1 protein-coding gene is annotated in these 26,971 nt (G+C 69.5%); it reads left to right on the forward strand.

Going from position 1 to position 26,971, the window contains the following annotated elements; genetic code table 11:
- Positions 1–89 precede the first annotated feature (89 nt).
- Positions 90–26,876, forward strand: a complete 26,787-nt coding sequence (locus tag GO592_RS12810; protein WP_007295610.1) for a non-ribosomal peptide synthase/polyketide synthase — start codon at positions 90–92, stop codon at positions 26,874–26,876.
- The last annotated feature ends 95 nt before the right edge of the window (positions 26,877–26,971 follow it).

Raw genomic sequence — 26,971 nt, forward strand, 5'->3', positions numbered from 1 at the left:
TCAGTACAGCGTGGGAGACCGGCGTCGGTTGGTCCGTCTCACGCGCAGGACTTGCGCATCCAAGGTCTTCTACCCGCTGGGGGAACGCGATGACGAGTGTGAATTCGCCGCAGCCGAATAACGGCGCCGAAGATGTGAACGTTCCCGAAGGGGCCTTCCCGCTCTCCTCGGTGCAACGGAGCATGTGGTTTGCCCAGCAACTGAGCCCGACGGTTCCCAAGTTCATCGCCCAGTACATCGAGTTGCGGGGCGAGATCGACCTGGACCTGTTGAGCGATGCTGCGGTGCGGGCCGGTCAGGAGTTCCAGTCGCCGTTCCTGCGACTGCTGGACGTCGACGGGGAGCCCTACCAGGCGGTCGATTTCAGCATCGACCCGTCGATCGGCTTCCTCGACTTCCGGGGCGAGTCGGACCCGATGGCCGCCGCGCAGGTGTGGATCGACGAGGATTACGCGACGCCGCTGCGGCTCACCCGGGACCGACTCGTCGAGATGACCGTCCTGCAGGTCGGCGATCAGCACTACTTGTGGTACACCAGGATTCACCATGTCGCGCTCGACGGGTACAGCGGTATGACCATGGTGAACCGGATCGCGGCGCTGTACACCGCGGCGGTCGAGGGCACCGAACCGGAACCGAACCGTGCGCTGGATCTGCGCGACCTCTACGAGTTGGACCAGAAGTACCGGGCGTCGAGCCGATTCGAGAACGACCGGTTGTACTGGGCCGAACGCATTGTCGGCATCGAGCACGGTTCGACACTCGCCACCCACGATGCGCCCGCGGCGGCGAAGAGCCGGCTCGAGAGCGCGAAGATATCCGAAACCGCACTGGGTTTCCTCGGAGAGTCGGATCAGCGGGTCGGCGCCACGTCGGCGGCCGTCCTGCTCGCCGGGTTCGCCTGTTACCTGTCCCGTATGACGGGCAAGCGGGACGTGCTCATCAACCTGCCGGTGTCGGCGCGCACCACGGCGCCCTTGCAGCGGTCCGGTGGCATGCTCGTCAACGTCGCCCCGCTGCGGATCACCGTCCGCCCGGAGGACACGGTGGCCGAGCTCGTGCAGCGGACGCAGCTCGAGCTGATGGGTGCGCTGCGCCATCAGCGGTGCAGCCTCGAGGACATCCGCCGCGATGCCGGACTCGCCGGCACCGCGGAAGGCCTCGCCGGTCCGATGGTGAACGTCATGCTGTTCCACCAGGCGTTCACGCTGGGCACGGTCACGGGCGAGTACCACATCGTGACGTCGGGCCCGGTGGACGACCTGCTGGTCAACATCTATCAGAGCGGTGACGGCCAGACGCTCCTCGATTTCCGCGGCAACCCCAACCGGTACGGCTCGGAGGAGTTGCGCGCACACCACCGCAGGTTCGTGGAGCTGGTCGAGGAGTTCGTCACGGCCGAGCCGCAGACGCGGACCGCCGACATCCACGCCGAGAGCGCACGCCTCGGCGCGCGGTTCCTCGAGCGGGAGGCCCAGCTCGCGTTCTGGAAGCGGGAGTTGGTGGGCCTGCCGGAGGTGACGGCACTGCCGCTGGACCGGCCCCGCCCGACCGAGCGGCTCGGGGCGGGCGAGGTCGTCGGGTTCGCCGTCGACGGCGACGTGCAGCGCCGCGCGGCGCAGCTGGCAGAGCAGGCGGGCACCGGGATCTTCACCACGCTGCACGCCGCACTCGCGGTCCTGTTGGGCCGGCTGGGCGACACCGACGACGTCGTGATCGGAACGCCGATCGTCGGGCGCGACGCGTCCGATTCCGACGACCCGGAAGCCGGAGCATTCTTCAACAAGACCGTCCTGCGGTCGCAGGTGGATGTCGCATCGTCGTTCGTCGACCACCTGAGCCGGATCCGGGACGCCGACCGGGCCGCGTTCGCGCATGCGGCGCTGCCCTTCGACGATCTCGTTGCCGCCCTCGGGGCCGAATCAGACCCCTCGCACTCGCCGCTGTTCCAGGTGATGCTCGAATTCACCGACGGCGGGCACCCGCACGACACGTCCGGGAACGTGACGGTCAGCCCGATCCAGCGCGAACATCGGGCCCTGGGACTGGATCTGGTGTTCTCCCTCACCGAATCGGAGACGGGCGGGATCAACGGCCGGCTGCGGTTCGCCACGGACGTGTGGGACCGTGACAGCGCGGAGGCGCTCGCCGCGCGCTTCGTCCGCATCCTGCAGGCGGTGACGTCGGACCCCGCCGCACCGGTCGGGGACGTCGACCTCCTCGAGCAGGTCGAGTACGCGGAACTCGCGCCGGTCCGCGACGAGCCCTCGGTGGAACCCCGCACGCTTCCCGCGCTGCTCGCGCGCGCCGTGGAGGCGGGCGGCGCCGGGGACGCCCTCGTCTACCAAGGGCGCACGCTGACCTACCCCGAACTCGACGATCAGTCGGATCGTCTCGCCCGCATGCTGATCGGCCACGGAGTGGGGCCGGGTTCTGTTGTGGCGCTGGCGATCGCGCGGTCGATCGAGTCGGTGCTGGCGACCTGGGCAGTCGCGAAGTCCGGGGCCGCGTTCGTCCCGGTCGACCCGAACTATCCGGCCGACCGCATCGAGCACATGCTCACCGATTCCGGTGCGGTCGTCGGTCTCACCGTGGCGGCGCACCGGTCGTCGCTGCCCGAGACCGCGCCGTGGCTCGTGATGGACGACGCGTCGTTCGGCCGGGACCTGGCGAAGCACGCGGCCGGCGCGGTCACCGACGCCGACCGTCTCCGCCCGTTGCGGACCGCGGATCCGGCCTACCTGATCTACACGTCCGGCTCCACCGGCACACCCAAGGGTGTCGTCGTGACCCACGTCGGCCTGGCGAATTTCGCCGAGGACGAGCGGCAGCGGTTCGACGTGACCGTGGGGGCTCGCACCCTGCACTTCTCGTCACCGAGTTTCGACGCGTCCATCCTGGAACTGCTTCTCGCCGTGGGTGCCGGTGCCACGATGGTGGTGGCACCGTCGACGGTGTACGGCGGCACCGAACTCGCGGACCTGTTGCGCCGCGAACGGGTGACGCACGCGTTCGTGACCCCGGCCGCGCTGGCATCCGTCGATCCCACCGGGCTCGACCACATCCGGTGCGTCGTCACCGGTGGCGAGAGCTGTCCGCCTGCGCTGGTGGCACAGTGGGCGCCGGGGCGGGTCATGTTCAACGCATACGGACCGACCGAGGCCACCGTGGTCGCGAGCGTGGCAGGACCGTTGACGGTCGGTGAACCGGTGACGATCGGCCGCCCGTCCCGCGGTTGCGGTCTGCTGGTGCTCGATTCGCGGTTGCACCCCGTCCCGAGAGGGGTCCCCGGCGAGCTGTACATCACCGGCGACGGTGTGGCACGTGGGTACCACAATCGGTCGATCCCGACGGCCGAACGGTTCGTCGCCGACCCCCACGGTGCGCCGGGCGAGCGGATGTACCGCACCGGCGACCTGGCGCGGTGGAACGCCGCCGGTCAGCTGGAATACCTGGGCCGCACCGACTTCCAGGTGAAGATCCGCGGTTTCCGCATCGAACTCGGCGAGATCGACGCCGTCGTCCGCTCGCACCCGAGTGTCGCGTTCGCGACCACGGTCGGACGGACCGCACCGTCCGGCGACACGGTGCTGGTGACGTACGTGCTCCCCGAGGACGGGACGGACGTCGTCGTCGGCGACATCCTCGAACACGCCGCAGCAGCGCTGCCCGCGCACATGGTGCCCGCCCGGGTGATGGTGCTTCGAGAGGTCCCGCTGACCCCGGCTGGCAAACTCGACCGGAAGGCGTTGCCGGAGCCGCAGTTCGAGGCCACCTCCACCGTCTACCGGGCGCCGGTGACACCCACCGAGATGCAGATCGCGGAGGTGTTCGCGGCGCTTCTGGGAGTCGAGCGCATCGGCGTCGACGACAGCTTCTTCGACCTGGGCGGCGACTCCCTCGTCGCGACCCGCGTGGTGTCCCGGGTCAACGCGGCCCTGAGCACGGAGATCGGGGTGCTCGATCTGTTCGAGGCGCCCAGCGTCGCATTGCTCAGTGCCCGCGTGGACGCTCTCGGGCCCCGCACCTCCGCCCGGCCCGTGCTCGCTCCGCGGGCGGGGTCCGGCCCGGTGCAGGTGTCGCTGGCGCAGCAGCGGATGTGGTTCATCAACCAGCTCGACACCGCCTCGCCCGCATACAACATTCCCGTCGGTATCCGGCTGCGCGGCACGCTCGACGTGGAGGCGCTGCGGACAGCGGTGAGTGACGTCCTCACCCGGCACGAGTCGCTGCGGACGGTGTTCCCGAACACCCCCAACGGTCCCATCCAGGTGGTTCTGCCGGTCGCGGAGGTGCGCCCGCCCCTCGACGCGGTCGAGGTGGCCGAGTACGAGCTCGAATCCCGCCTGATCGCCGACGCCGCAGCGGGGTTCGACGTCACCGTCGAACCGCCGATCCGGGCGGAGCTCTACCGCACCGCGACCGACGATCACGTGCTGGTCTTCGTGGTGCATCACATCGCCGCCGACGGCCTGTCGATGACACCGCTGACCCGGGACGTGATGGTCGCCTACCACGCCCGTGCCGCAGGCGACACGCCGCAGTGGGCGCCGCTCGAGGTGCAGTACGCCGACTTCGCGGTGTGGCAGCGCGAGCTGCTCGGTTCCCCAGACGATCCGACGAGCCTCCTCGCCCGGCAGCTGGCGTTCTGGGCCCGCACCCTCGACGGCGCCCCCGAGGTCATGGATCTGCCGACCGATCGGCCGCGCCCGGCCCGGCAGTCGATGATCGGCGCCACCGCCGACTTCTCCATCCCGGCGCGCATCCACGCCGCGCTGCTCGAGATCGCAGGCGCCAACGACGCCAGCCTGTTCATGGTGGTGCACGCCGCCCTCGCGGTCCTGCTGTCCCGGTCGAGCGGGTCGTCCGACGTGTCGATCGGATCCCCGGTCTCCGGGCGTGGCGAACGGCAACTCGACGACGTCGTCGGCATGTTCGTCAACACCGTCGTCCTGCGCACCACCGTCGACCCCGATCGCAGCTTCCCCGAGATCCTCTCGCACACCCGCTCCGTGGATCTGGAGGCGTTCAGCAACACCGATCTGCCGTACGAGCGGCTCGTCGACGAACTGAAGCCGACCCGCTCCGAGGCGCATTCACCGCTGTTCCAGGTGATGCTGGTGCTGCAGGGATTCGCGAACACGCGGCTCGAGCTGCCCGGCCTCGACGTGGAGGTCGAGGCCCTCGAGACCGGTGCCGCCAAGTTCGACCTGCAGGTCATCCTCACCGAGCACACCGAGGAATCCGGCGCCCCGGGTGCGATCGACGTCCAATTCTCGTACGCGTCGGAACTGTTCGACCCGCCGACGATGACGGCGCTGGCCGAACGCTTCGTCACCCTGCTCGAGACCATCACCGCCGGTTCGGACGCGAAGGTCGGCGACATCGACCTGATCGGCGCGGACGAGACCCACCGGATGCTCGAGCAGTGGATCGACACCGACGTCGCCGTACCGGACTCGGCGACCCTGGTCAGCCTGTTCGAGGCGCAGGTGGCACGGACCCCGGACGCCGTCGCCGTGGTGTTCGCCGAAGAGGAACTGCTGTACGCGGAATTCGATGCCCGCGCCAACCGGCTGGCCCGCGAACTCCTCGCGCGCGGCGTCGGACCCGAATCCCGGGTCGCCGTCGCCCTGCGCCGTTCGCTCGAGCTGATGATCGCGATCTACGCGGTGGAGAAGACCGGGGCGGCGTACGTTCCGCTCGACCCCGACCACCCGGCGTCGCGGATCGCCTACGTGATCGAGAGTGCCGAACCCGCATGCGTTCTCACCGCCTCCCGCGACAGGTGCGAGGGCGTCGACGGCGCGGCCGGTGCGTCCGTGATCGAGATCGACACCCTGAACCTGTCCCGGCGGCCGAGCACTCCGATCACCGACGCCGAGCGGGGCGGTCCGATCCACCCCGATTCGACCGCCTACGTGATCTACACGTCCGGATCGACGGGCCGGCCCAAGGGTGTCGCCGTCAGCCACCGCGCGATCGTGAACCGGTTGCTGTGGATGCAGGACACGTACCGGATGGACCACACGGACGTGGTGCTGCAGAAGACCCCCGTCACGTTCGACGTGTCCGTGTGGGAACTGTTCTGGCCGCTCGAGGTCGGTGCGCGACTCGTCCTCGCCGCGCCGGACGGACACCGCGACCCGACGTACCTGTCCCACATCATCGCCGACCACCAGGTCACCACCATGCACTTCGTGCCGTCGATGTTGGCGGTGTTCACGGCGGGCGCCGAACCGGAACTCTGCGGTTCGCTGCGTCAGGTGTTCTGCAGCGGTGAGGCGCTCCCGCCCGCCACCGCCGACGCATTCCGGGAATTCGGTTCCGCGGCGCTGCACAACCTGTACGGCCCGACGGAGGCCGCCGTCGACGTCACCTACTGGGAGTGCACGGAAGGCGACCGGGCCTCGGTCCCGATCGGCGCGCCCGTGTGGAACACGCAGGTGTACGTCCTCGACTCCCGGCTGCACCCGGTGCCGGTCGGGGTGCACGGCGAGCTGTACCTGGCCGGCATCCAGCTGGCCCGCGGCTACGTCGGGCGCAGCGATCTGACGTCGGACCGGTTCGTGGCGAACCCGTTCGGCGCGCCGGGACAGCGGATGTACCGCACCGGCGACGTCGTCCGCTGGCGTGCCGACGGCAACATCGAATACATCGGCCGCCGCGACTTCCAGGTCAAGCTCCGCGGTCAGCGCATCGAACTCGGCGAGGTCGAGGCGGCGGTGCTGGCGCACCCGTCGGTGGCGCAGGCCGTCGTGACCGTGCATCGCAGCGAGGCCACCGGCGAAAGCCTCGTCGGCTACGTGATCCCCGTGGCAGGCGCCGACATCGACACCGCCGTCGTGCGCGACGCGGCGGCGGAGGCGCTGCCCGCCTACATGGTGCCGACCCGGATCATCGTCCTCGACCGGTTCCCGCTCGGGGCCACCGGCAAGTTGGACCGGGCCGCACTGCCCGAACCGGAATTCCTCAGCCCGTCCGCCGAATTCGTCACCCCGCGCAACCCGATCGAGGAGATCCTCGCGTCGATCTTCGCGGATCTGCTCGATGCACCCCGTATCGGCGTGTACGACAGCTTCTTCGACCTCGGCGGCAACTCACTGGTGGCCACCCGGCTGGTGGCGCGGGTCAATGCCGCGCTGGGCAGCCGGATCGGGGTCCGGGAGATCTTCGACGCCCCGACCGTCGCGACCCTCGCCACCCGGATCGAATCCGAGGCCGTGCAGGGCGCCGAACGCCCGCCGCTGGTGGCCGGGGTGCGCCCCGACCGACTGCCGGTCTCGCTGGCGCAGAAGCGCATGTGGTTCATCAACCAGTTCGACCTCGACTCCCCGGCCTACAACATCGCGCTCGCGGTGCGGTTGACGGGTGACCTCGACGAGGACGCGATGCAGGACGCCGTCGCCGACGTGATGGACCGGCACGAGTCGCTGCGCACCCGGTTCCCGATGGTGGAGGGCGAACCCGTCCAGGTGATCCTGCCGACCGAGGACGTGGTGCCCGATCTGTCGCCGATAGTGACAACGGAAGCCGAACTGCCCGAGCACATCTCGCGACTGGCGGGCGCCGGTTTCGACGTCACGGTGTCGGTGCCGGTGCGTGCCGCCCTGTTCCGGACCGATCCCGGCGAGCACGTTCTCGTCATCGTCGTCCACCACATCAGCGCCGACGGCTTCTCCATGGCCCCGCTCGCCCGGGACGTGATGACCGCCTATGCGGCCCGCACCGGGGGACAGGCACCGGACTGGACGCCGCTGCCGGTGCAGTACGCCGATTTCGCACTCTGGCAGCACCGGGTACTCGGCAACGCCGACGACCCCGACAGCCTGCTGGCCGCCCAGCTCGACTACTGGACGCACACGCTTGCCGGGCTTCCGGAACTGCTCGCGCTGCCGACGGACCACCCCCGCCCCACGCAGCAGTCGATGCGCGGCGGCATCCACTCGTTCAGCATCGACCCACAGGTGCACGGCCGATTGATCACGACTGCCCGCGAACACAATTCGAGTGTGTTCATGGCCGTCCACGCGGCGCTGGCCGTGCTGCTGGCCCGGCTGGGCGACACGGACGACGTGTCGGTGGGTACCCCCATCGCCGGTCGTGGTGACGCCGCCCTGGACGACATGGTCGGCATGTTCGTCAACACCCTGGTGCTGCGCACGCCGGTCGAACCGGCCGACACGTTCACCGACCTGCTGTCCACGGTCCGCGACACCGACCTGAGCGCCTTCCACCACGCCGATCTGCCGTTCGAGCGACTGGTCGATGCGATCTCGCCCGAACGCGCGACGTCGCATTCGCCGCTGTTCCAGGTGGTGCTCGAGTTCCGCAACAACGAGCGGCCGCGGCTGGAGCTGCCCGGGTTGACCGTCACCGGCCTCGACCTGGCCACCGACATCTCCAACTTCGACCTGCAACTCACCCTCACCGAGGAATTCGGGGTGTCGGGAGAGCCCGCCGGGATCTCCGCGGCCTTCACGTACGCGTCGAGCCTGTTCGACGCGTCCACGATCGCTGGTTTCGCCGACTACCTGCAGCGGATCTTCGACGCGGTGACGTCCGAGCCGGGCGTGGCCGTCGGTGACATCGACCTGATGGTGGCGTCCGAACGTGCGGCGCTCACCCCGGTGATGGACGGGCCCGACGCCGAACCGCGGACCCTGCCCGAACTGCTCGCGGCCGCGGCCTCCGTGGACCCCAAGGCGGCCGCGTTGTCCTACGAGGGCAGCGAGGTGACGTACCGCGAACTCGACGAGCAGTCGAACCGTCTCGCCCGCTTGCTGATCGGGCGCGGCATCGGCCCCGAATCGGTGGTCGCGCTGGCGCTGGCGCGGTCACCGGAGTCGGTCCTGTCACTGTGGGCGGTCGCCAAGACCGGTGCCGCGTTCGTCCCGGTCGACCCGAACTACCCGACCGACCGGATCGTCCACATGCTCAGCGACTCCGGTGCGGCGCTCGCGCTCACCGTCGCCGAGTTCCGTCCCACGCTGCCGGACTGCACGTCCTACGTCGTGGTCGACGCACCCGGATTCGACGACGAGGTGAGTGCGCACTCCGCCGCGGTCGTCACGGACGCCGACCGGACACACCCGCTCGCGCTGGAGAACCCGGCGTACCTGATCTACACGTCCGGGTCCACCGGCACCCCGAAGGGTGTCGTCGTCACCCACCGCGGCCTGGCGAACTTCGCGACCGACGAACGCGTCCGCTTCGGGGTCACCCCGCGGTCGCGCACGCTGCACTTCTCGTCGCCGAGCTTCGACGCGTCGATCCTGGAACTGCTGCTGGCGGTCGGCTCCGGCGCGACCATGGTGATCGCTCCGGCGTCCGTCATCGGCGGCACCGAACTCGCCGACGTGCTCCGGGAGGGCCGGGTCACGCATGCGTTCATCACCCCCGCCGCCATGGCGTCGGTGGACCCCGCGGGCCTCGATCAGCTCGAGTGCGTCGCCACCGGCGGCGACGTCTGCCCGCCGGAGCTGGTGGCGCAGTGGGTGACCGGGGGCAGGCGGATGTTCAACGCCTACGGCCCCACCGAGGCGACGGTCGTGTCGAGCGTGACGGGACCGATGCTTCCCGGTGAGGGCGTCACCATCGGCCGTCCGCCGATGGGAACCGGGGAGATGGTGCTCGATTCACGCCTGCACCCGGTGCCCAACGGGGTGACCGGCGAGCTGTATGTCACCGGTTCCGGTCTGGCCCGCGGCTACAAGGACCGGGTGGGCACGACGGCGGAGCGTTTCGTCGCCAACCCGTACGGGGGCCTCGGCGCCCGCATGTACCGGACTGGAGACCTGGCGCGCTGGAACGGTGACGGTCAGCTCGAGTACCTGGGCCGCAGCGACTTCCAGGTGAAGATCCGCGGTTTCCGCATCGAGCTCGGCGAGATCGAGACCGCCCTCACGCGCTACCCGGGAGTCGCCCGTTCGGTGGTGTCCGCGCACAAGGGCAGCACCGGCGCCAACCGGCTGGTCGGGTACCTCGTCCCTACGGCGGGCGCGGAACTCGACCCGGAGGCGGTCCTCGATTTCGTCGGCGGATTCCTCGCCCCGTACATGGTGCCGTCCGCACTGATCGTCCTCGACGAGTTGCCGCTCACTCCCGCGGGCAAGCTGGACCGCCGCGCGCTGCCCGAGCCGGACTTCGGGGCCCGGGTATCGACCGGCCGCGCGCCGGTGTCGGAGATGGAAGAGGTGCTCGCCGGACTGTTCGCCGAGGTCCTCGGTCTGGAAACCGCCGGTGTCGAGGACTCGTTCTTCGCCCTCGGCGGCGACAGCATCATGTCGATCCAGTTGGTGGCCCGCGCGAAGGCGGCGGGTGTGGTGCTGACCCCGCGGGACGTGTTCGAGGCCAAGACCGTTGCCGGTCTCGCCGCGGTGGCGTCGTGGGTGGGCGCCGCCGACATCGTCGTGCTCGACGAGCTGCCCGGTGGCGGAGTCGGCGACATGCCGACCACCCCGATCACGAAGTGGCTGCTCGAACGGGGCGGCGAGTTCAACCGGATGTCGCAGTCCGCGCTGCTGACCGCACCGCCGAACCTCCGCGAACTCGAACCTCTGATCGCCACGTTCCAGGCCGTCCTCGACCGGCACGACATGCTGCGCGCGCAGCTGATCGTCCCCGCCGAGGACTCGCACCTCGCCGTCCGCCCGGTCGGTGCGGTCGACGCGCAGGACCTGATCCGCCGGGTCGCCGTGTCCACGGCCCCGGGAACCCGGGCGTTCGCGGCGACCGTGATCGCGGAACTCGACGCCGCGCTGGACCGCCTCGATCCCGCGGCCGGCGTCATGGTGCAGGTGGTGTGGTTCGACTCCGGGGAATCCGGCGGCCGCCTGCTCGTCGTCGCGCATCACCTCGTCGTCGACGGTGTGTCGTGGCGCATCCTCGTCCCCGACCTCGCGACCGCGTGGGCGCAGATCTCGGCAGGCCAGGAACCGGTCCTCGAACAGGTCGGCACGTCCATGCGCCGGTGGGCGCACGGACTGGTCGACGAGGCGGCGAACCGGGCAGGCGAACTGGACCTGTGGCAGCGCATCCTCGACTGCGAGGACCCGCTCGTCGGCAGCCGTCCGCTCGACCCCGACATCGACGTCAACGCGACCGTCGGCCGCGTCACGGTCCAGCTGCCCGCCGAGGTCAGCGAGGCCGTCCTCACAGCTCTACCGGAGGCGATCCACGGCAGCGTGAACGACGGACTGCTCACTGCGCTGGCGATGGCGGTCACCCAGTGGCGGCGCTCCCGCGGCCACACCCTGCACGGCAGGTCCGTCGAGGGCACCCTGGTGAGCCTCGAGGGACACGGCCGTGAAGACCAGGTCGTGCCGGGCGCCGATCTGGGCCGCACCGTCGGCTGGTTCACGGCGATGTTCCCGGTGCGTCTCGACCTGTCGGGCATCGACCTCGACGACGCGTTCGCCGGTGGCAAGGCCGCCGGGTCCGCGATCAAGGCGATCAAGGAACAGCTGCTCGCGATCCCGGACCACGGCATGGGTTACGGCATGCTGCGGTACCTCAACGCCGACACCGGACCGCTGCTCGCGGCCCGCTCGCTGCCGCAGATCAGTTTCAACTACCTGGGACGCTTCGCCGCCGACCTGTCCGAGGCGGCCACCCGCGCCGGCTGGACGCCGACCGGTGAAGTCGACATGGACCGCGCGCAGGACCTCGACACCCCGGTCACCTCGGCCATCGACGTCAACGCGGTCACCACCGAGGTGGACGACCGGCCGCAGCTGCGCGCCACGTGGGCGTACGCGGCCGGCGTCCTGACCGTCGCCGAGGTCCGGGAACTCGCCGAACTGTGGGTCCGGGCGCTCACCGCGCTCACGACGTACGCGGCCCGCCCCGACGCCGGCGGCGTGACCCCGTCCGACCTCGAACTGGTGAGTCTCGACCAGGACGCCATCGACCGCATCGAATCGCGCTTCCCGGCGCTGTCCGACATCTGGTCGCTGTCGCCGCTGCAGTCCGGACTGCTCTTCCACGCACTGCTGGCCGATCAGACGATCGACTCGTACACCGTGCAGGTGACACTCGAACTGCGCGGTGCCGTGCCGTCCCGCATGCGGGTGGCCGGGCAGGCCCTGCTCGACCGGCACGCGAACCTGCGGGCGTCGTTCGTCTACGACGAGGGCGGCACCCCCGTCCAGGCGATCCACGGGTATGCGGAACTGCCCTGGACCGAGATCGACCTGTCCGGTCTCGACGCGGAGAGCCGCGAAGCCGAGATCGTGCGACTCCTCGACGCCGACCGGCGCCGCGGGTTCGACATGGCCACCCCGCCGCTGTTGCGGTTCATGCTGATCCAGATCGGTGGGGACGAGCAGCGCCTGATCGTCACCAATCACCACATCCTGCTCGACGGCTGGTCGATGCCGCTCCTGATCCGCGACCTCCTGACCCTGTACGCCACGGAGGGTGACGCCACGGCGCTGCCGCGGGTGCACCCGTACCGCGACTACCTCGCCTGGATGTCGCACCGCAGCGCCGAGGACTCGCTCGGTGTGTGGCAGCGTGCCCTCGCCGGGGTGGACGAGCCGACGCTGCTCGCCCCGGCCGACGCGTCGGTGCAGAGCGACACGCAGTCCGGTCAACTGCTCGTCGAACTCGACGTCGACCGCACCGATCAGCTGAGTGTGCTCGCACGCGAGCACGGTCTGACCCTCAGCACCCTGATCCGCACCGCGTGGGGAATCGTGCTGGGCGGCTTGGTCGGCCGCTCCGATGTGGTCTTCGGTGGGACGGTGTCGGGTCGACCTCCGCAGATCGCCGGAATCGAGTCGATGGTGGGTCTGTTCATCAACACCCTGCCGGTGCGGGTGGTTCTCGATCCGCGGGAAACGCTGGGGGAGTTGCTCGAACGCATTCAGGGCGAGCAAGCCGCGCTGCTGGACCACCATTACGTCGGATTGACGGACATCCAGTCGGTGGCCGGTCCCGGTGCCGGTTTCGACACGCTGACGGTGTTCGAGTCGTATCCCGTCGACCGGGAGGGGCTGACCGATCAGACCGACATCGCCGGCATGCACGTCCTCGACGTGCACGACAGCGCGAACGCCGCCCACTACCCGCTCGCGCTGATCGCCTCGGCGCACGAGAATCTGCAGCTGAAGCTCGAGTACGTCGAGGAACTGTTCGACCGGGCCGACGTCGAGCGGATCGGCGACCGGATCATCCGGGCACTGATCGCGCTCGCCGAGCACCCCGGGATGAAGCTCGCGCAGCTGCGCCTGCTCACCGAGGCAGAGGAAGCCGAACTGGTTCCGGCCCGCGGCGTGCCCGGCCGCTCCGTGCGCACACTGCCGCAGATGTTCACCGACACGGCCGCGACGTCGGGCGACGCCACCGCCCTCGTGTTCGGCGACCGCCGGATGTCCTACCGGGAACTCGACGAACGGTCCAACCAGCTCGCGCGCCTGCTCATCGACCGCGGCGTCGGACCGGAAGACATCGTGGCCCTGGGTATCTCACGGTCCATCGAATCGGTCCTCGCGGTGTGGTCGATCACCAAGACCGGCGCGGCGTTCGTTCCGGTCGATCCGACCTACCCGCGCGAGCGGGTCGAGCACATGGTCACGGATTCCGGGTGCACGTTCGGTCTCCGCCTGGACGCCGATCACGGCCGGCTCCCGGACACGGTCGGCTGGCTGACCCTCGACGACCCCGACACCGACGCCGCCATTGGGGCGATGTCCACCGACACCGTGACCGACGACGACCGCGTCGCGCCCCTGCGCTTCGCACACCCCGCGTACGTCATCTACACGTCCGGTTCCACCGGCAAGCCGAAGGGCGTGGTGGTCAGCCACCGCGGTCTCGACAATTTCGCCGAGGAGCAGCGGACCCGCTACGGGACGGATTCCACGTCGCGGGCGTTGCACTTCTCCTCACCGAGCTTCGACGCTTCCGTCCTCGAATACCTCCTGTCGTTCGCCGTCGGCGCGACCATGGTGATCGTGCCGCCGTCCGTGTACGGCGGCGAGGAACTCGCGGAGCTGATCCGCACCGAGGGCGTCACCCACGGGTTCGTCACCCCCGCGGCGCTGGCCTCCGTGGACCCCGAGGGGCTCGAGGTGTTCCAGAACGTGGTCGCCGGCGGTGAGGCGGTTCCTCCGGAACTGGTGACCCGCTGGGCACCGGGCCGCACCATGTACAACGGTTACGGTCCCACCGAGACCACGATCATGAGCAACCTCAGCGACCACCTGCAGGTGGGGGAGACGGTCACCATCGGTGCCCCCGTCCGCGGCGTCTCCGAGGTGATTCTCGACTCGCGGCTGCAACCGGTCTCCGTCGGCGTCGCCGGCGAGCTCTACATCTCCGGTGAGGGCCTGGCCCGCGGCTACCATGCCCGCGCCGCGCTGACCAGCGAGCGGTTCGTCGCCAACCCCTACGGTGACCCGGGCGACCGGATGTACCGCACCGGCGACCTCGCGCGGTGGCGGTCCGATCACACGGTCGAATACCTGGGCCGCACCGACTTCCAGGTGAAGATCCGCGGCTTCCGCATCGAGCTCGGAGACATCGACAGCGCACTCGCCTCGCATCCGTCCGTGTCGTTCGCCGTCACACTCGGGCGCCCCGGCCCCGCCGGCGACACCGTGCTCGTGTCCTACGTGCTGCCGGAGACCGGGTCGGCACTCGAACCGCCGGAACTGAAGGAGTGGACGGCGAACCTGCTGCCCGCGCACATGGTGCCGTCGAGCATCATGATCCTCGACGAGATCCCGCTGACCCCGGTCGGCAAGCTCGATCGGGCCGGGCTGCCCGAACCGCAGTTCCTGCCCACGTCGGACGACTTCCGCCCGCCGTCGACGGTCCTCGAACACACGATCGCCGACGTCATCACGACGGTCCTGGGGATCGAACGAGTCGGCATCGACGACAACTTCTTCGACATCGGCGGAAACTCGCTGATCGCAACCCGTGTCGCCGCACGCCTGACCGCGGAACTGGACACCGACATCGGCGTCCGCACCCTGTTCGAGGCACCGACGATCCATCAGCTGGCCCGCCTCATCGAGTCGACGGCATTCGCACCCGCGCAGGACGGCGCCCACGTCCGGATCCCGCTCGGCCCGGTCCCGCGGCCCGCGCACGTGCCGGTGTCGCTGGCGCAGAAGAGGATGTGGTTCCTCAACCAGTTCGACACGTCCTCGGCGGCCTACAACATCCCCCTGGCCGTGCGGCTGACCGGTCACCTGGACGTGGAGTCGCTGCGTGCAGCGGTGACGGACGTCTTCGTCCGCCACGAATCGTTGCGGACCGTGTTCCCGTCCCACGACGGCGAACCGACTCAGGTGGTGCTCTCACCCGGTCAGTGGACGCCGAACCTCGAGATCGTCGAGGTGTCCGAGCACGAACTCCGGGGGCACATCGCCGGTCTCGCGACCGCCGGCTTCGACGTGACGGCCGACGTGCCGATGCGGTCGGCGCTGTTCGCACTCGCCCCCGACGATCACGTGCTCGTGATCGTGGTGCACCACATCTGCGCCGACGGGTTCTCGCTCACCCCGCTCGCCCGGGACGTCATGACCGCGTACGCGGCCCGCATCGCGGGGAGCGCGCCGCAGTGGAACCCGCTGTCGGTGCAGTACGCCGACTACACGCTGTGGCAGCTCCAATTGCTGGGCGACGAGAGCGACGCCGAATCGCTGATCTCCCAGCAACTTCGGTACTGGACGGATCAGCTGGCCGACCTGCCCGAACTCCTGCAGCTGCCGACCGACCGGGCGCGACCGGTCCAGCAGTCGTTCCGCGGCGCGCAGGTCGACTTCACGATTCCGGCGGACGTGCACCGGGCGCTGGCGGCGTTGGCGCGCAAGCACAACTCCACCATGTTCATGGCCGTCCACGCGGCCCTGTCGGTGCTGCTGTCCGCGCTGTCGTCCACCGAGGACATCGCGGTCGGCACCCCCATCGCGGGCCGTGGTGACGCGGCACTCGACGACATGGTCGGCATGTTCGTCAACACCCTGGTGCTGCGGAGCGCCGTCGACCCGGCGGAGGGTTTCGGTGCCCTGATGGATCAGGTGCGGGCCACCGACCTCGCCGCGTTCCACCATTCGGACCTGCCGTTCGAGCGGCTCGTCGACGTCCTCGCGCCGGAGCGCTCCACCGCGCACTCGCCGCTGTTCCAGGCGCTGCTCGAGTTCCGGAACAACGAGACACCGCGGCTCGAGCTTCCGGAACTGACCGCGGCCGCCGTCGATTTCGATCTGGAGGTCGCCAAGTTCGACCTGCAGCTCAGCGTCGAGGAAGGATTCGACGCGGACGGGGTGGCGTCGGGGATCGCCGCGTCGTTCATCTTCGCCACCGATCTGTTCGACGCCGGCACCGTCCGCACGTTCGCCGACCGGTTCCTGCGCATCCTCGGCGCAGTCACCTCCGACCCGCACGCCCCGGTCGGTGACATCGTGATCACCGACGCCGCCGAGCGGTCGGCGATGGCGACCGAATGGAACACCGCCGGACTCGACGCGGGCACCGACACCCTCGCGGACCGCTTCGCGCAGAGCGTGGCCCGGTTCCCCGACGCCACGGCCGTGACGTCGGAGGACGTGGCACTGACCTACGCCGAGCTCGACGCCCGGTCGAACCGGCTGGCCCGCCTGCTCATCGCCCAGGGAGTGGGGCCGGAAACGCTGGTGGCCGTGGCACTCCCACGCACCTGCGATCTGATCATCGCTCTGCTTGCGGTGATCAAGACCGGCGGTGGCTACCTGCCCGTCGACATCACCTACCCGGCGGACCGGCTGGCGTTCGTGTTCGAGGACGCCGCACCGAACTGTGTCATCACCACCACGGGAGACGTCTCCGCCCTGCCCGACTCGGAGACCCCGGCGATCCTGCTCGACGACCCCGAGACCACCGCGGACCTCGTGCATCAGTCGCCGGCGACGATCACCGACGCCGACCGGGTGACACCGCTCGACTCCTCGTCGGTGGCGTACGTCATCTACACCTCCGGGTCGACCGGCCGCCCCAAAGGCGTGGTCGTCTCGCACCGCAACGTGCTGACGTTGTTCGCGAACACACAGCCGCTCTACGGGTTCGACGAGAACGACGTGTGGACGATGTTCCACTCGTACGCGTTCGACTTCTCCGTGTGGGAGCTGTGGGGTCCACTGCTCTACGGCGGCCGACTCGTCGTCGTCGACTACTACACGGCGCGGTCGCCGGAAATGTTCCACGAACTCCTGCGGAACGAGCAGGTCACCGTCCTCAACCAGACCCCGACCGCGTTCTATCAGCTCGCCGAGACCGACCGCATCGTCTCGGAGATCGACGTGAACGCCGCGGCACTGGCGCTGCGGTACGTGATCTTCGGTGGTGAGGCTCTCGACCTCGGACAGCTCGGCCGCTGGTACTCCCGGCACGACGACTCCGCCCCGACCCTGGTGAACATGTACGGCATCACCGAGACGACGGTCCACGTCAGCTATCTGGCGCTCGACCGCGAGTTCGCCGAGTCGGCGTCGGCCAGCGTCATCGGCCGCGGAATCGCCGGGCTGCACGTACACGTCCTCGACCGGCGCCTGCACCCGGTTCCCCCGGGCACCATCGGGGAGATGTACGTCTCGGGTGACCAGGTGACCCGCGGTTACCTCGGCCGGGCCGGGCTCAGTTCGACCCGGTTCGTGGCCGACCCGCTCCGTCCCGGGGCGCGGATGTACCGCACGGGTGACCTGGCGCGCTGGAACACCGACGGCCAGCTCGAGTACCTGGGCCGCAGCGACTTCCAGGTGAAGATCCGCGGTTTCCGCATCGAACTCGGCGAGATCGAATCCGCGCTGCTCCGGTACCGCGGCATCGCCCAGGCCGTCGTCCTCACCCGCGACGACGGGCACGGCGGTCACCGGCTGATCGGCTACGTGGTTCCGGAATCCGGCGCGACCGTCGAGGTGTCCTCGGCGCTCGAATTCGTCGGCACCCAGCTCACCTCGTACATGGTGCCCGCCACCCTCGTGGTGCTGGACGCGCTGCCGTTGACGAGCAACGGCAAACTCGACCGCCGCGCGCTGCCGGAACCCGACTTCGGGGCCCGGGTGTCGACGGGCCGCGCCCCGGCCACGGAGATGGAAACCGTCCTCGCCGGTCTGTTCGCCGAGGTGCTCGGTCTGGAATCGGTGGGTGTGGACGATTCGTTCTTCGCACTCGGCGGCGACAGCATCATGTCGATCCAGTTGGTGGCCCGCGCGAAGGCGGCGGGCGTGGTCCTCACCCCGCGGGACGTGTTCGAGGCCAAGACCGTTGCCGCGCTCGCCGAGGCCGCCTCCTGGGCGGGCGCCGCCGACGTGGTGGTGCTCGACGAACTGCCCGGTGGCGGGATCGGCGAGATGCCGATCACCCCGATTACCGCGTGGCTGCTCGAACGGGGTGGCGACTTCCGCCGCTACACCCAGACCGCGCTGCTCTCCCTGCCCGCCGCGGCCGACGAGACACTGCTGAAGCGCACGATCGCGGCCGTCGTGGATCACCACGACATGCTGCGGGCGCGTCTCCTCGGTGCCGAGCCGCAGTGGCGGATCGAGGTGCAGGCCGTGGGCGCGGTCGACGTCGACGACGTGCTGCACCGGGTCGAGGTCGCGTCGGTCGTCGGTTCCGGGTTCGCGGAGACCGCGACCCGGGAACTCGATGCCGCGGCAGGACGACTGGACCCCGAGGCCGGCGTGATGCTGCAGATGGTGTGGTTGGACGCCGGCGACGAGGGCGGGCGGCTGCTGGTCGTCGCCCACCACCTGGTGGTCGACGGCGTGTCGTGGCGGATCCTCGTCCCCGACCTGGCGACCGCGTGGGCGCAGGTCTCCTCGGGTCAGGAACCGGCCCTCGAGCCGGTCGGCACGTCGATGCGACGCTGGTCGCACGGACTCGTCGAGGCGACACGCGACCGCGCCGACGAGATCGAACTGTGGCGCCGGGTGCTCGAAGCCGACGACCCGCTGATCGGATCGCGTCCACTCGACGCCGCGATCGACGTGGCAGGGACAGTCGAGAAGGTGACGGTGGAGGTGCCCGCCGACGTCACGGAGGCACTGCTGACCCGTGTCCCCGAGGCGTACCACGGCGGCGTCAACGACGGACTGCTCACCGCGCTGGCGCTGGCACTGGCCCAGTGGCGGCGCACCCACGGCGACTTCACCCGGGAGTCGCTGGTCAGTCTCGAAGGCCACGGCCGCGAGGACCAGGTGCTGCCGGGCGCCGATCTGGGCCGCACCGTCGGCTGGTTCACGGCGATGTTCCCGGTGCGCCTCGACTTGTCGGGCATCGACCTCGACGACGCGTTCGCCGGTGGCAAGGCCGCCGGGTCCGCGATCAAGGCGATCAAGGAACAGCTGCTCGCGATCCCGGACCACGGCATCGGCTACGGCATGCTCCGCTACCTGGACCCGGAGAGCGCCGATCAGCTGCGGGCGCTGGCGAAGCCGCAGGTCACGTTCAACTACCTGGGCCGGCTGGGCGGCGCGACGTCCACCGACATCCACGGTCACGCCTGGGTTCCGGTGACGGACACGAAGCTCGACGACATTCCGGCCTCCGACATCCCGGTGGCATCGGCGCTCGACATCAACGCCGTCACCGGCACCGGGGCCGACGGCAACCGGCTGCGGGCCACGTGGGCGTTCCCGACCGGTGTCCTCACCCCGTCCGAGGTCCGCACGCTCGCCGACCTGTGGGTGCAGGCCCTGACCGCGCTGACCACCCACGTCGCGCGACCCGACGCCGGCGGCGTGACCCCGTCCGACCTCGATCTGGTCACCCTCGACCAGGACGCGATCGACCGGCTCGAGACCAGGTTCCCGGCGCTGTCGGACATCTGGTCGCTGTCACCGCTGCAGTCCGGGCTGCTGTTCCACGCCCAGTTCTCGGACGCCACGGTCGACCCGTACCTGGTGCAGCTGGCGCTGAAACTGCGCGGCGACGTCGACCCGGACCGGATCCGCCGGGCCGGGCAGGCCCTGCTGGACCGGCACCCCAACCTGCGGGCCGCGTTCGTCCACGACAGTGCGGGGGCCTCCGCACAGATCATCCAGCAGCACGTGGAACTGCCGTGGTCGGAGTTCGACCTCTCGGCACTCGACCCCGACGAAACCACCCGCGAATACGACCGGATCGTGGCACGGGACCGGTCGGTGAAGTTCGACATGGCGAACGCGCCGTTGCTGCGCCTCGCCCTCGTCCGGCTCACCGAGGACGACTACCGGCTGATCCTGACCAACCACCACATCCTGCTCGACGGCTGGTCGACTCCGCTGGTCATCCGCGACCTGCTGACCCTGTACGCGTTGGACGCCGACGGCAGCCTGCTGCCGCGGGTCCATTCCTACCGTGACTACCTGTCGTGGATGAAGCGCCACGACACCACGGACTCCCTCGACGCCTGGCGCACCGCGCTCGACGGGGTCGAGGAGCCGACCCTCCTGGCCCCGCTGGAGCGGGGTGAGGCGCACTCCGTTGTCGCGGAGGAAACCGCCTTCACACTGTCGGAGGAGCAGACCACCCGGTTGCGGGACCTGAGCCGGGAACGCGGGCTCACCCTCAACACCGTCGTCCAGACGGCGTGGGGAATCGTGCTGGGCGGCTTGATCGGCCGCTCCGACGTAGTGTTCGGCGGGACGGTCTCGGGCCGGCCGCCGCAGATCGCGGGCATCGAATCGATGGTGGGTCTGTTCATCAATACCCTGCCGGTGCGGGTGACCCTCGACCCGTGGGAGTCGCTGGGCGAGCTGCTCGAACGTGTGCAGAGCGAACAGGCCGCGCTGCTCGATCACCATTACCTGGGCCTGACCGACATCCAGTCGGCGGTCGGCGGCGGCGGTGCCTTCGACACGCTGACCGTGTTCGAGTCGTACCCGGTGGACGAGGCGGGACTGACGGAACAGACCGACATCGCCGGGATGTTCGTCACCGGCATCGACGGCAAGGACTCCGCGCACTACCCGCTCGCCGTCGTCGCCTCCGGGGACGCGCGGCTGAACTTCAAGTTCGAGTACCTCCCCGAGGTGTTCGAGGAGAGCGCGGTCGACGAGATCGCGGACCGGCTGCAGCGGGTGCTCGACGCCCTCGCCGACCGGCCCGAGATTCCGCTGGCCCACATGCAACTGCTCACCGAGGCCGAACTCGCCGAGTTCGCGCCGGTACGCGGCCGCCCGGGGTTCTCCGTCCGGACGCTGCCGCAGATCTTCGAGGACGCCGCTGCGCTGGATCCGAACCGCACGGCGCTGACGTTCGAGGGCCGCAACGTCTCCTACCGGGAACTCAACGAACGCTCCAACCAGCTCGCCCGGGTCCTCATCTCCCGCGGCGCCGGCCCGGAGACGTTCGTGGCGCTCGGCATTCCCCGGTCGATCGAGTCGGTCCTCGCCGTGTGGGCGGTGGCAAAGACGGGCGCCGCATTCGTCCCCGTCGACCCGAACTACCCGATGGACCGCATCGAGCACATGCTCACCGATTCGGGTGCCACCATCGGACTGACCATGGCCGCGTACGAGAAGGCGCTGCCCGATTCGGTGCCGTGGCTGCAGCTCGACTCGCCCAAGTTCGAGAAGGCCTGCCAGTCGAAACCTGCTCTGCCGGTGGCCGATTCGGATCGACGGTCGCCGATAAGCCTCGACAACGCCGCCTACATCGTCTACACCTCCGGTTCGACGGGCAAGCCGAAGGGTGTCGTGGTCACCCACGAGGGCCTCGACAACTTCGCCGAGGACCAGCGGCAGCGTTTCGCCGCCGCGCAGACGTCCCGCACACTGCACTTCTCGACGCCCAGCTTCGACGGGTCGGTGTTCGAGTACCTGCAGGCGTTCGGGGTCGGCGCCACGATGGTGATCGCACCGCCGACGGTGTACGGCGGAGCGGAACTGGCCGAACTGATCAGGTCCGAACACGTCACCCACGCCTTCGTCACCACCGCGGCGCTGTCCACGGTCGACCCGGAGGGGCTCGACGAGTTCCAGTACGTCGTGTTCGGCGGCGAGGCGTGCCCGCCGGAACTGGTGACCCGCTGGGCGCCCGGCCGGCAGCTGTCCAACGCATATGGCCCCACCGAGACCACGGTGATGGCCAACATCAGCGACCCGATGACGGTGGGCGATCCCATCACTCTCGGCGGCCCGATCCGCGGAGTCGGTGAGCTCGTGCTGGATTCACGTCTCCAGCCGGTGCCCGTCGGGGTGCCCGGAGAGCTGTACATCACCGGTGCGGGTCTCGCCCGCGGCTACCACCGCCGCCCGGAACTGAGCAGCCAGCGGTTCGTCGCCAACCCGTTCGGGGAGGCGGGGGAGCGGATGTACCGCACCGGCGACATCGTCCGGTGGCGTGCCGACCACACCGTCGAGTACGTGGGCCGCAGCGACTTCCAGGTGAAGATCCGCGGATTCCGCATCGAACTCGGCGAGATCGACAACGAGATCGCCACGTACCCCGGGGTCAGCTTCGCCGCGACCCTCGGTGTTCCCGGCCCGTCCGGTGACACGGTGCTGGTGACCTACCTGCTGCCCAACACAGCCGGCGGCATCGATCCGGCCGAGCTGACCGCGCACCTGTCGACCCGGCTCCCCGCGCACATGGTGCCGACGAGCGTCATGTTCCTGGACGAGATCCCGTTGACCCCGGTGGGCAAACTGGACCGATCGGCGCTGCCCGCGCCCGAGTTTCACGTCACCACCACCGAATTCCAGCCGCCGACCAACGATCTCGAACGCACGATCGTGGACATCTTCGCCGACGTCCTCGGTATCGAACGGATCGGAATCGACGACAACTTCTTCGATCTCGGTGGAAACTCGCTGGTCGCCACCCGGGTCACGGCACGGTTGCGGGACGCCCTCGACACCGACATCGGTGTGCGCGCCTTGTTCGAGTCGCCCGACGTCCGGTCCCTGGCCGCACGTGTCGCCGACAGCGTGAGCGGCGGCGCCCGTCCCGCGCTCGCGCCGGTCGAACGGCCCGACCGGATTCCGCTGTCGCTGGCGCAGAAGCGGATGTGGTTCCTCAACCAGTTCGACACGTCCTCACCGGCCTACAACATTCCGTTGGCCGTCCGGCTGACCGGGGCCCTGGACGAGGACGCCCTGCGGCTGGCGATGGCCGACGTCCTCGAACGTCACGAGACGCTGCGCACCGTCTTCCCGACCGTCGACAACGAACCGACCCAGCGGATCCTGCCCGCCGCCGATGCGCAACCGGAGGTCGACACCGTCGCGGTGGCGGCGGAGGACCTGCCGCGGCACATCATGGATCTGGTGTCCCGGGGGTTCGACGTCAGCACCGACATGCCGGTCCGGGCGGCGCTGTTCCGGATTGCGCCCGACCATCACGTGCTGACGATCGTGGTGCACCACATCAGCGCGGACGGGTTCTCCCTGGCGCCGCTCGCCCGCGACGTCATGGTGGCGTACTCGTCACGGCTCGGCGGCGACGGCCCGCAGTGGGATCCGCTGCACGTCCAGTACGCCGACTACACGCTGTGGCAGCACGCCGGACTCGGCTCGGAGAACGATCCCGAGTCGATGATCAACCAGCAGTTGCGGTTCTGGTCGGAGACGCTGGCCGGTGTGCCGGACGTCATCCAGTTGCCGACCGACCGACCGCGCCCGATCCAGCAGACGTTCGAGGGCGATCGGGTCGAGTTCGCGATCGACGCCGACATCCATCAGCGGCTGACTGCACTGGCCCGGGCCAACAACGCCACCATGTTCATGACGGTCCACGCCGCGCTGGCCGTGCTGCTCGCGCGGCTCGGCAGCACCGACGACGTCGTCATCGGCACCCCCGTCGCCGGGCGCGGTGAAGCCGCCCTGGACGACATGGTCGGCATGTTCGTCAACACGCTGGTCCTGCGGAACCGGATCGACCCGGCGTCGACGTTCACCGAACTGGTGCAACGGATCCGGGAAACCGACCTGGCCGCGTTCCAGCACTCGGACCTGCCGTTCGAGCGGCTCGTCGAGGAACTCAACCCGACCCGGTCCACGTCGTACTCACCGCTGTTCCAGGTGGCCCTCGAATTCCAGAACAACGAGAACCCGACACTGGAACTGCCGGGCCTGCGGGTCGAGAACGTCGACCTCGAAACCAAGGTGGTGAAAGAGGATCTCGAGGTGATCCTGGCCGAGCGGTTCGATCAGGACGGCGCTCCCGCGGGTGTCGCCGGCGGACTCGACTTCGCAGTTTCCCTCTTCGACCCCGCCACGGCACGCTCGATCGCGGATCGCTTCGTCCGGATCCTCGCGGCCGTCACCGCCGACCCGGACCGGCCGATCGGCGCCCTCCCGCTGCTCGACGACGCGGAGATCGAGGAGATGGTCCCGGCGCGCGGCAAGCCCGACGTGCGCCCCGAGGTGTGGCCCGACCTGCTGACGGCCGCCGCGGCACTCGACCCCGATTCGATCGCGTTGTCCTTCGAGGACCGGCAGGTCACCTACCGCGAACTCGACGAATGGTCCAACCGGCTGGCGCGGGTGCTGTGCGCACAAGGCGTCGGGCCGGAGACGTTCGTGGCCATCGGTATGCCGCGATCGATCGAGGAAGTGGTGTCGATCTGGTCGGTCGCGAAGTCGGGTGCGGCGTTCGTGCCCGTCGACCCGACCTACCCGCGGGACCGCATCGACTACATGCTGACCGACTGCCGGGCGCCCGTCGGCCTGACCGTCGCCGATCGTCGCGACAGTCTGCCGGACACCGTGCAGTGGCTGGTGCTCGACGACGAGTCGTTCGCCGAGCAGGTCGCGGCCGTCTCCTCGGCGCCGGTCACCGACGCCGACCGCCCGCGCCCCCTCCGTCTGGCCAATCCGGCGTACCTGATCTACACGTCGGGGTCGACCGGTAAACCGAAGGGCGTCATCGTCACTCACCGCGGCATGGCCAACCTCACCGCGGAGGAACACGAACGGTTCCAGGTCACGCACGACTCGCGGGTCTCGCATCTGGCGTCCCCGAGCTTCGACGCGTCGATCTTCGAGCTGATGATGGCGTTCGGGGCGTCGGCCCGGGTCGTGATCGTGCCGCCCACCGTCTTCGGTGGCACGGAACTGGCGGACCTGTTCCGGCGCAACGCGGTGACGCACGCGTTCATCACACCCACCGCGCTGTCGTCCATCGAGGACGTGGGACTCGAATCGCTCCGCGTCCTCGCGGTGGCCGGTGAGGCCTGCCCGCCGGAACTGGTGGAGATCTGGGGCAAGCACCGCAACATGCACAACGGGTACGGGCCCACGGAGACCACCATCCAGGCGAGCGTCAGCGCCCCGATGCGTCCGGGTGGGGTCGTGAACATCGGCGCACCCGCGCTGGGATTCGGTTCGCTGGTCCTCGACGAACGCCTGCAGCCCGTCCCGGTGGGTGTGCCCGGCGAGCTGTACATCACCGGACCCGGACTGGCACGCGGGTACCACAACCGGTCGGCGCTGACGTCGGAGCGGTTCGTCGCCTGCCCCTTCGGAGAGCCCGGTCGCCGGATGTACCGCACCGGCGACGTGGTGCGCTGGCGCGGCGACCACACAATCGAGTACATCGGCCGCACCGACTTCCAGGTGAAGGTCCGCGGATTCCGCATCGAACTCGGTGAGATCGACGCCGTCCTCGCCCGCCACCCCGCGGTCGCGTTCGCAGCCACCATCGGTCACACCGGACCGTCCGGGGACACGCTCCTCGCGTCGTACGTGCGGGCGGCCGAGGGACACGATCTCGAGCCGGCGGAGTTGCGTACCCACGCCGCCGACCGCCTGCCCGCGCACATGGTCCCGTCGGCAGTGGTCGTCCTCGATCAGATCCCGATGACCCCGGTCGGCAAACTCGACCGCAAGGCGCTGCCCGCGCCCGAGTTCGGCACCACCGGCGCGGCCTTCCGGGCCCCGACGACGGCGACCGAGAGGATCATCGTCGAGGCCTTCGCCGAGGTGCTGGGCGTCGACCGGGTCGGCACCGCCGACAGTTTCTTCGACCTCGGCGGCAACTCGATCGTCGCCACCCGGGTGATCACGGTGCTGCAGGAACGCCTCGGACGGCAGATCCCGTTGCAGTCCATGTTCCTGGACCCGACACCCGCGGGCCTGGCACTGCGGGTCGACACCGAGAACGCGGCCGGGTCGCCGGTGGACGAGGCGCTCGGTGTGGTCATCCCGCTGCGGCCGACAGGGGAGAAGCCGCCCCTGTTCTGCATCCATCCCGGCATCGGCCTGTCGTGGGGTTATGCGGGACTCCTGCAGCACCTCTCGCAGGACCGGCCGGCGTTCGGCCTGCAGTTGCCGATCATCAGCGGCGGCCCGAGCTTCGAGTCGATCGAGCAGCTGGCGCACCAGTACGTGCTGGAGATGCGCAAGGTCCAGGCGCACGGGCCCTACCACCTGCTGGGCTGGTCGCTCGGCGGCGTCATTGCCCACGCGATGGCCGTCGAACTGCGGCGGGAAGGCGAGGCGGTCGACACGCTGGCCGTCATGGACAGCTACGTGACGAACGGGACCGACCAGGGCCCGGAGAGTCTCACCGTGTCCGAGTTGCTCCACGGGCTCGGACTGGACCTCGAGTCCGTCTCCGGAGAGGAACTCACCTACGAGCGCGCGGTCGAGTTGCTGGACGACGCATTCGGGCAGAAGACGGGACTGACGCCGAAGCACCTCGAGCGGATCAGCGCCGGATTCACGAACTCCTCGCGGATCATGAACAACTTCCGCCCGCAAGTGTTCGACGGGGATCTGCTGTTCTTCACCGCCGCCGGATCGGCGTCGACGGACCAGCATTCACCCGAGGAGTGGCGGAGTTCCGTCACCGGAGGCATCCGGGAAGTGAAGATCGAGTGCGAGCACAACCAGATGATCGAACCCGAGGTTCTGGCCGTGGTGGGGCCGGTCCTCGAGGATTACCTGAGCACGCATTGACCCGATTTCGTTGCGGCGGGCCCGCCGTCCATTGCATTGCCGTAACGGGCGGGCCCGAATACCGATATCTCCTGCGAACTCGGTAACAATCGATC

The sequence above is a fragment of the Rhodococcus sp. 21391 genome (genome assembly GCF_016772255.1).
GTDB lineage: Bacteria > Actinomycetota > Actinomycetes > Mycobacteriales > Mycobacteriaceae > Rhodococcus_F > Rhodococcus_F opacus.